Origin of the sequence: Dolichospermum lemmermannii CS-548 (assembly GCF_028330815.1) — a bacterium.
GTDB classification, from domain to species: Bacteria; Cyanobacteriota; Cyanobacteriia; order Cyanobacteriales; family Nostocaceae; genus Dolichospermum; species Dolichospermum lemmermannii.
Genome location: NZ_JAQMTJ010000044.1, coordinates 1 through 11,004, shown reverse-complemented (window position 1 = coordinate 11,004; position 11,004 = coordinate 1). Strand labels below are relative to the sequence as shown.

Here is an 11,004-nt window from a genome sequence, read left to right as displayed (position 1 = left end):
TGATTAACCTTGATTTTGCCTTTGGAACGAGGGGTCAGCCTATCGCCTTAACATCAGTCTTGTTGTTCTCGAAGAGCAAAAAGCTGTTAACTGGGTAGGAAGCCTATACTTACCCGCAAGGGAAGTGTAGGTAGTTCACTTTTCTATGCTTACAGATACTTAATCACGACCATTGATAGCAATGAGCAAGCGTAAGATAAAAACGAATAAGTTAATGTAGGTGAGATACATTGACAAAGCTGCTGGTAAATATTCATCATTGCGGTAGGTACGAGGCAAGATGTAGAAATCAACTACTGATGCTCCTGCGAAGAGAAATACACCTATACCAGAGATACCAATTTCTAACCAACTGGGTGTATAAACGCCAAACAAGGCAAAGACAAATTGGAGCAGACAAACCACCAATAAGGCAACAATGCCTAAACTAATGGTTTTTGTCAAAGCCATACCGTCTGCTTCCGAAAGGTTAGAACCGATTTTTCGGGCAACAATGAAGGTAATGCCACAACTTAAAGCAGCAATAGCAATACCTTGAATACCTACCCCTTGGGTTCTCAAAGCTACAAATACCAAGCCACTCAATGTGTATCCAGATAATAGACTGTAAATACCCAATAGAGGTAAAGCTAGGGCTTTGTTACCTTTGGATGCCACATTTTGGGCAACGAAGAACAAAATTAATTCGAGAATTACTGCCCCAATGAAGGTAGGAAAAAAGAGTCCGGGATTAGTGCGGATAACACCTAAACCACCATAAGTTCCGAATGCTGTCAGCACCAATCCAGCACCGACATAGGGGAGGGCGTTAGCGATAACATTGGGACCAACGATGCCATGAGTTCTGGCCTCACGGAAAGCTTCACGAAAGTTGCTGGAATTACTCATATCTAAAAACTGCCAAAAAAGATGGAAACTGAAGAAAATAACTTGCTAATTTCTATTGTTACAAATTTTTGGGTGGAGAAACCAGTCGGTAAATCTGTTAACCTAAAATTTTTGGCTGGGTAAAGGTTGACCAAATTCGATAATGGGAATTTCTTTAGGGTGATTGGGGGAACTGTTTTTGTTTTCTTCAGGTGTGGGAAACATGGCAGCAGGTAGGGGTGAATTGTTGATTGGTGACGGGTTTTGAGAATTTAGGGGTGGGACGGTGATTAAGGGTTGTTGGGAGTTGCTTGTGAGGTTTGTGGATGGTGGTAGGGTGGTAGTGGGTTTTGTTAACAGACTGTTAGCGGGAGAAAAGGTAAGATGAGGATTGAATACCCAGCGCGTGGGTTTTTGTCGAGAAAGAGGTTGAAGTTGTACTTGGTTGGGTTGGAATTTGGTTCCTGGTGCTAGATCAAGAACTATGCGGGTAATATTGGCGTTAAGTTGAGAAATACGAATTTTCTGAATTGCACCGGCATATTCTTTTTGGGTGAGGACTTTACCGAGTTTAGTATTAGGTAAATCGAGAACCAGACGTGGTGGTTGAATTAGGTAGAAATATTGGGGTGTTGCAGTTGCGGAGATATTAATTTCTAACTGCTGGGATTTGGGGTTAAATTCCCAATTATTAAGTTGTGCGATTGGTTGGGCAATACTGATATTGGGGGTAAGGGTGATTAAACCACATAAACTTACCCCGATAGATGGAAGAATTTTATTAGTTATTGTTTTCATAATTTGGTGGTGCTTCAATATAGTACCTGGTTGGCAAAAATTAAGAATTACGAATTATTTCTTGGGTATTAACTGCTGGTAAAAGGGCGGTGAGGTGTGAGGTAACTTGACTGTAACGACGGGTAATGAGTAATGAAGAACGACATTGGATGGCGAGTTGATCTGTGTATCTTCCCAGAGTTTGACGTTCTATTCCCCACAGACGGCTAGTACCAGCAATGGTTAAATCAACATTTTCTGAGGCAGTAATTACCGCTTGGATTGGTTCTGGGGATGTAACAGTTTTAATTTCAATGCGATCGCGGACACTTTTGGGTAACTGCTCAATCATGGTGTTGAGTTCATAACTTAATTCGTCTTGGACATGATTGCCTTTAAAGACTTGTAAAACTTGTAACATACAAGTATCCCGATTAATCAGCATTCTGAGGGCGATAATTAATGCTAAATCGTCATGAATGTTGGCAGAGTAGGGAACTAATAAACTTTCTAAACGTTCGCCACCTTTATCTACAAATACGGCGACATCTACTGGTGTAGTCCCCAGGATTTGTCCGACTCTTCCCCCTAACCGATTGTTACTAAAAGCTGGACGATGCCAACCGACGAGAACTAAATCGGGTTGTTCAATTTTGGCTATTTGTGCTGTTTCTCTAGCAACATTGCTAGATATGCGAACTATGGGATGGATACAGGAACGTGTTAGTGGTGGTTCTAGGGTGGCGATTAATTCTTCTAATTTTTGGCGACGCTCGGCAATCAGTCTGTCGGCTTCGGTGGGGGTACTTTCAAAGCCATAGTCTTCTTCGAGTTCAATAAAACTGAGGGGATAAACAATAGCAGGTTGTCGGTTGTTGACTGCGATCGCTGTTGCTAACTGTAACAAACCTTTTTGGGCATTGGGATTGGCAACTGGGACTAAAATCCGATATGGGATGAGGTAAGGTTCGCTGGGGGCTGGTACAGCTTCTGAGGGAATTTCTGCTTCTGGTTCAACTATATCTAATCTGATTAGGCGCTTAGGATAAGTCCATTCCAGTAATGGTGAAGTCATGAATGTTGTCACCAAAGCCATAATTACTAACATGGTGAAAAGTAAGGGGGTAATTACGCCTAACTCTAAACCAATGTTCAAGACAATTAACTCGGTTAAACCGCGAGTATTCATTAACCAACCCAGGGCTGATGCTTCGCGTTTGTCAATGCCACTAATTCGAGCAGCTATATAAGCACCAGTAAATTTACCACCAATTGCTACTAATAAAATCAAAGCAGACAATAGCCATAAATGAGGACTGTTAAGTAAACCAATTTGTGTTTTTAAACCACTGTAGGCAAAGAAGATTGGTAAGAGAAAGATGAGCACAAAATCTTCAGTTTTGATGGCTAACTCTCTGACTAATTCCTCATCTTTGGGCATGACTGCGCCTAATAAGAATGCCCCAAAAATTAGGTGAATGCCAATAAATTCAGTAATTAAGGCAGAGGACACAACTCCCATATAAATTACAGCGAGAACGAATTGACTCAAACGTCCAGCCCGACGATGATGTTTGCTTAACCGTTTGAGAAACCACCGTCCAACTGTGAACATGAAGCCAATATAAACAATGCTTTCAACAATGGTGAAAATAGCTTGTTGATCAATACTACCGTGACGAGCGACAGCGATCGCTACGGCTAAAATACACCAAGCTGTCACATCATCCACTGCCGCACAAGTTAAGGCTAATGTCCCTAACCGAGTTCCCTGTAAGTTATTTTCGGTAATAATTCTCGCCAATACAGGAAAGGCGGTAATTGACATGGCTGCCCCTAAAAACAAGGCAAAAGGGGCAAAATTTACATTGTTGCCAGAAACTAAAGGATAAAGGAGGAAAGATAATCCAAAAGCCGAAGCAAAGGGAACAATAATGCTGAGATTAGAAATGAGAATGGCAGTTTTTAAGTTACCACTCAGATATTTAGGATTTAATTCCAACCCAATCAGAAACATAAAAAATATTAGCCCTATTTGCGATAAAACATTCAAATAAGGCATTGTTTCTGGGGGAAACAGGCTATGTGCTAAACCGGGAGCAATTAAACCAAATAATGATGGACCAAGCATGATACCAGCGAAGATCTCACCAATTACCAATGGTTGTTTAATTGCTTTGAATCCCAGTCCCACAAGTCGGGAGAGTCCAATTACAATTAACACCTGAACTAGAACGAGAACAACTGTGTGCATATTTTCCTCATTAACGATTATCCGGGTTCACTATGATAATTATTTACAAGAGTGTAAATTGTCAACCTAATCTAATTAGATATATTTTCGGCTATTTTTATTAATTTAAGATGTTAATTATTGTTACTTCACTATCTTAATTTTCTCAAAAAATCAGTATTAATTTATTGTTAAACCGCGAATAAAATTGAGAATTAGCAAGCATAAAACCTAGAACAAGAGAATAAAGTGATCAGAACCTTTGATCAATAAATTATTTCCTCAAAAAAGGCAATAATAACCCAGAAATTGTCAAACAATACTATAACTAAAAGTTGGAAAAATGTCTCGGTTGTAATGTACAACACTTGCTGGTAAACCCCGTTTTTCTTCTTCTCTCTTCTTTCTGCTGACAAAGGGTGCAGAGCCTGCGCCCCTACCTCCTGACTCTAGGAAAGAATTAGCCAAAAAATTGTACATAAGGCGTTAAATTTTGTTAAGATTATATACGGCGTTAGCTTTGCCCCCTGTCCCCTACCTACGAGACGCTTCATGCTGCGATTAGAACATATCAGTAAAATTTATCCTACAGGCGAAGTTCTTAAAGATATCAACTGGGAAGTCAAACCAGGAGATCGGATTGGTTTAGTTGGTGTTAACGGTGCGGGAAAATCCACCCAATTGAAAATCATCTCTGGGGAGATTGAACCCACCGCTGGGGAAATTATTCGCCCTTCCAGCCTACATATAGCTTATCTTAACCAAGAATTTGAGGTTGACCCCACTCGTACAGTCAGAGAAGAATTTTGGACTGTATTTAAAGAAGCCAACGAAGTGCAGATGGCTTTAGCTCATATCCCTCATGAAATGGAAACTGCTAATCCAGAAGAGTTAGATGAACTAATTCATCAGTTAGATAGGTTACAGCGTCAATTTGAGGCTTTAGACGGATATAACTTAGACTCGCGGATTGGTAAGATCTTACCAGAGATGGGATTTCAACTAGAAGATGGCGATCGCCTAGTTAGTGCCTTCTCCGGTGGTTGGCAAATGCGAATGAGTTTAGGGAAAATTCTCCTGCAAAAACCCGACTTGTTACTACTGGACGAACCGACAAACCACTTAGATTTAGAAACCATTGAGTGGTTAGAAAATTACCTGCGCGGTTTAATTACCCCCATGGTGATAGTTTCCCATGACCGGGAATTTTTAGATCGTCTGTGTAACCAAATCGTGGAAACTGAACGGGGTGTTTCCAGTTCTTACCTGGGTAATTACTCATCCTACCTACAACAAAAAGCGGAAAATCAATACGCACAACTTAACGCTTACGAACGTCAGCAAAAAGAATTAGAAAAACAACAAGCATTTGTAGATAAATTCCGCGCCAGTGCTACCCGCAGTACCCAAGCGAAAAGTAGAGAAAAGCAACTAGATAAAATTGAACGCATCGAAGCTCCCACAGGCGGAGTAAGAACTCTGCATTTCCGTTTTCCTGATGCTAGTCGTAGCGGTAGAGAAGTGGTAGAAATTAAGGATTTGACTCATGTTTATGGGGATAAAATTCTGTTTTTGTCGGCAAATCTGCTAGTGGAAAGAGGAGACAGAATTGCGTTTCTCGGTCCCAATGGTGCGGGTAAATCCACACTATTAAAAATTATGATGGGTGTTGAACCACCCACAGAAGGGATTGTGAAATTAGGTGATCACAACGTTATTCCGGGTTACTTTGAGCAAAACCAAGCGGAAGCGTTGGATTTAAATAAAACCGTCATGGAAACAATTCATGATGAAGTTCCCAACTGGACAAACGAAGAAGTTCGTACACTGTTAGGAAGATTCTTATTTACTGGTGATACCGTATTTAAGAAAGTTGGGGCATTGAGTGGAGGTGAAAAAGCTCGGTTAGCATTGGCAAAAATGCTTTTACGTCCAGCGAATTTAATCATTTTGGATGAGCCTACCAACCACTTAGATATTCCTGCGAAAGAAATGATGGAAGAGGCTTTGCAAAACTATGATGGTACAGCCCTGGTAGTTTCCCACGACCGTTATTTTATCTCCCAAGTAGCTAACAAAATCGTCGAAATTCGTGATGGTGAATTCCGCGTTTATTTAGGAGATTATCACTACTATCTCGATAAGAAAGCCGAAGAGAAAGAACAAGCAGAATTAGCAGCAGCAGAAGCTGAAAAAGCTGCTAAAAAAGCCGCTAAAGCTGCTAAAGCTGGAGCAAAGCAGAAGTAGAATAATTGGGTATTGGGTATAAGCAATTATCTCCAAAACCCTAAGTCCTTGTATCCCTCTTTTCTGATCAACTGTAAAATATAGAAAGGGGGATTTCCTGGGTTAACTAGAGAAATGCTGCTAAAAATCAGAAAAATATCCTGTATTATTCAGTTGCTCCTCTGATATCCATATTCTTCAGTTTTTTTCTGACTGGGTATCAGCTTGTTTTTGTTGATCAAAAGTAAAAATAGTGATTACAGTTATGGATATCACACTAACAGAGAGTTGAACAATTAGACCTCTGGTGAAAATGAATGTAGAGACGTTCTATAGAACGTCTCTACAAGGGTTTCAAACCACGCACATTTAATTACCGGAGATGCCTATTGTATATTACTGTCAAATACAATTATGAATTAATGAAATTTAACTTAGGATTTATATCAGTCCGTTCTACATGGATAGCAGTTTTAGCTTTAGTTTACTACGAAACTGCACAATTTTCTCGAATTCTCGCTTCTACGCCCCAAAATGTTACACCAGTTTGGCCACCTGATGGTTTTGCTACTGCTGCTATATTACTTTTTGGGTATTGGATTTGGCCAGGAGTATTAATTGGGTCATTCTTAGCAAATATTTGGGCATTTATTAATCCAACCAATATCATTACGCAAATTTCTTCAATTTTACAGGTTTTAGGAATTGCTATTGGTACAACTTCTGGGATATTACTGGGTTGTTTCCTATTTCGCAAATTAGTTGCTACACCCTCTCCTCTAGAACGACTAAGCGACATGAGAAAATTTTTAGTATTCACAGGGATGATTGGACCAATTGTGAATGCGACTGCGGGAGTAACAGCATTAACATTAGGAGGAAAAATATCTATTATTGACTTTACCAATGTATGGGTAACTTGGTGGATATCTAACGTAGCTGGAATCTTTATTTTTACTCCAGCATTACTAACTTGGGGAGAGTTATTTAAGGAATATTTCTTAACGCACAAACAAGAATTTGCAATTAACCTAAAATCAAGAACTTTTTGGGGAATTATCGAAATCTTACTCTTATTAACAATTGTTATTATTATATGTGAAAATGCTTTTTTTAGTAACTACTTTATAGAATACATGATTATTCCTTGTTTAGTTTGGGCAGTTTTTCGGTTTGGGAAACTAGCTGCTACAAACTTAATTGTACTTGTAGCTGTAATGGCTATTTTAGGAACAGTTAGAGGACTAGGAGCATTTAATCGTTCTAACTTAAATGAATCTCTTTTATTACTACAATGCTTTATTGGGGTAATTGTCTTAACAACACTTATATTAAATGCTGTGATTAGTGAAAGAAAAACAGCAATATTAATCCTAAAAAATTCACAAATGGAATTATTTGATAAATCCCTAGAACTTCAGCAAATAGCAAAAATATTAGAGCAACAAAAAGAACAGCTTATTCAGCAAAATTTAGAATTAGAATTAGCAAAACAAAATTCTGTAGATGCTAACAATTACAAAAGTCAATTTCTCACCAATAATGGGGTTGAGGTATTAACCGCATTGAAACAACAGATATATGATGTTATTTTCATGGATATCCAAATGCCAGAATTAGATGGGATAGAAACAACAAAAGCAATTTATCAAGAATGGGGTAAAACTAATCGTCCTTATATTATTGCTATGACTGCCAATGCAATGCAGTCAAACAGAGATGAATGTTTATCTGTTGGTATGGATGATTTTATTCCTAAGCCTGTCAAATTAGAAGCAATTGTAGAATCAATTCAACTGGTGCAAAAAAGACTTTTTCAACACAGAATTTATCAGTCAGAATCAACAGATTAAAAGCTGCACGACTTCTAAAAAGTACCCAAAAAAAGAGAGTGGGAGGAGGCATTACCAAGCGCCTTTCTCTCCCACTCTATCATTTGCTGCTGAAGCGATTAGGAACTTTATTCATACAGACGAGAACCGTTAATTAGGGGGGTAATTTGCAGGTTAACGATAACGTCTATACTTGGCAGGTATTCCTAGGCAGCAAATACTAATTCTATTTATTTTTTAAGCAATCTTAACAAGAGCTTTTTGCTAATTGATTCAGTCTCTTAACGAATCCCTTGTTTTTGCTCGACTCATATAATTTAGCCTGGTTCGTTTCATGATGGTTGCCAATTTGGCATTTATTTTTAAATTTTTTATTTGTTCATTGCCAACAGTTTGTAATCTATATTTTCCGGGAATAATTAATAGGGGGTCACACCCATCATCCCTGATATAGCTTGATTTCACTGGTTTTAAGCCATTTTGTCTATGACCATAAAACCAATGTTAAAATATTTTGATTATGGAAAATCAAGGTTTTAAGGATGAGGGGTGAAACCCTTCATTTATTCACTAATGGTGTTGGAGTATATACTAGAGGCTATTAATTTAAATTGTTAAGCCGATTCCTCCAGCCGCAAAATCAATCACGGTTTGATTGGAAAATTCATGGCTTGCTATGGCTTGCAACATTGCCAAAGGTAAGGTGAGATGATTAGCACCGGCTTGGAGAGACGCGGCTGCTTCTGCTGGTGACTTGATACTAGCTGCTAAAATTTCCACATCACTGCCTTTGAGAATGCTGGCCATATCTCGTACCAAAGCAATACCGTCTCCTAACAAGCGTTCAGCCCGATTGACATAGGCTATGGCGATTTTTGCCCCCGCTTCCTTGGCTACTGCGGCTTGTGCGGGGCTGTAAATGCCGGTGACGGAACAGGTGATTTCTGAGGAAAGGGTGGCTACTACCTCAAATCCTAGGGGTGTGGCAGGAATTTTTAAGATGGTTTGAGAACCAATAATTTCAAAAGCTTTTCTCCCTTGGGCTATCATTTTCTCTTTGTCTGAAACGAGGAGTTGATAATATACCGGACCTGAAGTTAAGGAAACTAAGGTTTTGAGGGTGGTTTCTGGTGGGGTGTTGGCTTGTGCTAACAATGTGGGGTTGGTGGTGATACCTTTTACCCAACCCCAATGTTTAACAATTTCGGCTTCTGCGGCAATAGCTGAATCTAAATAAAGTGCCATAATAACCCTGATTAATTCTTTTCAGGATTACTTTACAGCAGTTTATCCAGAAGAATTAACAGAAATATCTTACCTAATTTTTCACGCTATCCTACGTACTCACCTCAATATAAAAAACATTTATGCCAATTTAGCCAAAAAGTGAGATACTGCAAAAAAATTATATATTCACCTCACATAACAACAAATGGAAAAACTACAATTATTTGGTATGCCTGCGGAGAAAGGGCGATGGCTACTGATACCTCTAAGTATCACTGTTTTACTGTGCTTGGGTACAGTTTATTCTTGGAGTATTTTTAGAAAACCTTTGGAAAAACTTCTTAGTGTGGGTGCAACTGATAGCCTATTACCATTTACGGTGCTGCTGGTTGTATTCGCAATTTTAATGCCAATCACTGGCTTTTATATCAATCGTTTTGATACTCGTCTGATTACAGGTGTTGGTGGGTTAATTACGGCAGTAGGTTATATCCTCTCTAGTTTGGGTGGCAATATTCCCACACTAACTATTACCTATGGTGTGATTGCTGGTATGGGTGTGGGTATCGCTTACGGTGTACCATTGGCTGTGGTGGCTAAGTGGTTTCCTGATAAAAAAGGTTTGGCTGTAGGCGCTACTGTGATTGGATTTGGTTTGTCACCTTTAATTACTGCACCTTTGGCCAAGTTTCTGATAGATGCTTTTGGAGTTCAGCAAACTTTTGTAATTTTAGGTATTGCTTTTGCAGTTATTATTACGGCTATTTCTACTGTCCTCATAACTCCTCCTCCAGGTTGGCAGCCAGAAGGATGGACTCCACCCGGATCTGTGCAAACAAATTCTCACACGACAACTTCAGGATCAATTCTTCAGACTTCCAGTTTTTATGGCTTGTGGTTGTGTTATACCATTGGTTCTTTTGCGGGACTGGCAGCTATTGGTATTTCTAGTCCTCTAGCACAGGAAATTATTAAATTAGATGCAGCCACAGCCGCAAATACAGTTTCTCTGTTTGCTATTTTTAATGGTGCGGGACGGTTGTTTTTTGGGTGGTTTACGGACAAATTTACGCCAAAGTTGGGAGCAATTGTTTCCTTTGTTTTAATTTTGATTGGTTCGATTATGATGCTGAGTGCGGGTAAGGGCAGTGTACTCACTTATATAGTCGCTTTTTCGCTATTTTACTTGGCTTTGGGGGGTTGGTTAGCGATCGCTCCTACTTCCACTTTAATCATGTTTCAATCCCAAGACTATGCCAAAAATTACGGTATTGTCTTCACTGCTTACGGTATGGGGGCTTTGGGTGGAACTTTATTAGCTGGCAAAATTAGAGACATTTTCGGCAGTTACACTAATTTCTTTTATCCAACTGCGGGATTAGCCATTGTGGGAATTATTGTGGCTGTATTCATGCTGAAACGCACTTCTGCCAATGCCGATTTAGTCAGATAATTTGTTCGTTTTCGACATCCCCTCTTAACTTATGCTTTCCCACATTAGTTAGAGGGTTGTCGGATTATTATGTGCATTTTCTAATTATTTTTAATTTTCTGCAAGAGTCAGATCCCCGACTTTTCTAAGAAGTCGGGGATCTTATCCCTATAGTGTGTTCAGTTACAGTTATTATCCCGTTAGTTAAGCAAGAATAGAGATTATTGAATTCAATTCCAACTCCTGAATTCTTTTTTGATAATTGATATGTAGGGGCTGCTGAATAAACCTAGAACTGAGATATATCAAGAGTTTGAAGGTAAAAAAGGTGAATCAGGTGCAAGGAATAAGGGTTGAAATCAGCAAAAACCTATCACTTGACCAGATTCAATACTATTCTTCTCTTCTTC

The 11,004-nt window shown here is 39.1% G+C and carries 7 protein-coding genes; 3 read left to right on the top strand and 4 right to left on the bottom strand.

Annotated elements, in window-relative coordinates:
• Positions 1 to 159 precede the first annotated feature (159 nt).
• The 3 genes from PN450_RS02195 to PN450_RS02185 form a co-directional block, all read right to left on the bottom strand.
• Positions 160 to 888 (bottom strand): Bax inhibitor-1/YccA family protein, encoded by a 729-nt coding sequence (locus tag PN450_RS02195; RefSeq protein WP_271835288.1) that lies wholly within the window; start codon positions 886 to 888, stop codon positions 160 to 162.
• Positions 889 to 990: 102 nt separating this feature from the next.
• Positions 991 to 1,665, bottom strand: a complete 675-nt coding sequence (locus PN450_RS02190; RefSeq protein ID WP_246863044.1) for an AMIN domain-containing protein — start codon at positions 1,663 to 1,665, stop codon at positions 991 to 993.
• Between the two features lie 40 nt (positions 1,666 to 1,705).
• The gene (locus tag PN450_RS02185; protein WP_271835287.1) at positions 1,706 to 3,898 is read right to left on the bottom strand and encodes a cation:proton antiporter; all 2,193 of its coding nucleotides are present in this window, start codon (positions 3,896 to 3,898) and stop codon (positions 1,706 to 1,708) included.
• 531 nt (positions 3,899 to 4,429) lie between these two features.
• On the opposite strand from PN450_RS02185, the gene PN450_RS02180 reads away from it, so the two are divergent.
• A complete protein-coding gene (locus tag PN450_RS02180; protein WP_271835286.1) occupies positions 4,430 to 6,124 on the top strand; it encodes an ABC-F family ATP-binding cassette domain-containing protein in 1,695 nt (564 codons plus the stop codon).
• Positions 6,125 to 6,525: 401 nt separating this feature from the next.
• Positions 6,526 to 7,956 (top strand): MASE1 domain-containing protein, encoded by a 1,431-nt coding sequence (locus PN450_RS02175; protein WP_271835285.1) that lies wholly within the window; start codon positions 6,526 to 6,528, stop codon positions 7,954 to 7,956.
• A gap of 585 nt (positions 7,957 to 8,541) precedes the next feature.
• On the opposite strand, the gene PN450_RS02170 is transcribed toward PN450_RS02175, so the two are convergent.
• The gene (locus PN450_RS02170; protein WP_148760152.1) at positions 8,542 to 9,180 is read right to left on the bottom strand and encodes a transaldolase family protein; all 639 of its coding nucleotides are present in this window, start codon (positions 9,178 to 9,180) and stop codon (positions 8,542 to 8,544) included.
• 187 nt (positions 9,181 to 9,367) lie between these two features.
• Between PN450_RS02170 and PN450_RS02165 the strand changes: the two genes are divergently transcribed.
• A complete protein-coding gene (locus tag PN450_RS02165) occupies positions 9,368 to 10,615 on the top strand; it encodes an L-lactate MFS transporter (protein WP_271835284.1) in 1,248 nt (415 codons plus the stop codon).
• Positions 10,616 to 11,004: the final 389 nt, after the last annotated feature.

What these genes read in the sequence shown, in the direction of transcription:
- PN450_RS02195 (WP_271835288.1), bottom strand. Translation starts at nt 888, where the DNA reads ATGAGTAATTCCAGCAACTTTCGTGAAGCTTTCCGTGAGGCCAGAACT.
- PN450_RS02190 (WP_246863044.1), bottom strand. Translation starts at nt 1,665, where the DNA reads ATGAAAACAATAACTAATAAAATTCTTCCATCTATCGGGGTAAGTTTA.
- PN450_RS02185 (WP_271835287.1), bottom strand. Translation starts at nt 3,898, where the DNA reads ATGCACACAGTTGTTCTCGTTCTAGTTCAGGTGTTAATTGTAATTGGA.
- PN450_RS02180 (WP_271835286.1), top strand. Translation starts at nt 4,430, where the DNA reads ATGCTGCGATTAGAACATATCAGTAAAATTTATCCTACAGGCGAAGTT.
- PN450_RS02175 (WP_271835285.1), top strand. Translation starts at nt 6,526, where the DNA reads ATGAAATTTAACTTAGGATTTATATCAGTCCGTTCTACATGGATAGCA.
- PN450_RS02170 (WP_148760152.1), bottom strand. Translation starts at nt 9,180, where the DNA reads ATGGCACTTTATTTAGATTCAGCTATTGCCGCAGAAGCCGAAATTGTT.
- PN450_RS02165 (WP_271835284.1), top strand. Translation starts at nt 9,368, where the DNA reads ATGGAAAAACTACAATTATTTGGTATGCCTGCGGAGAAAGGGCGATGG.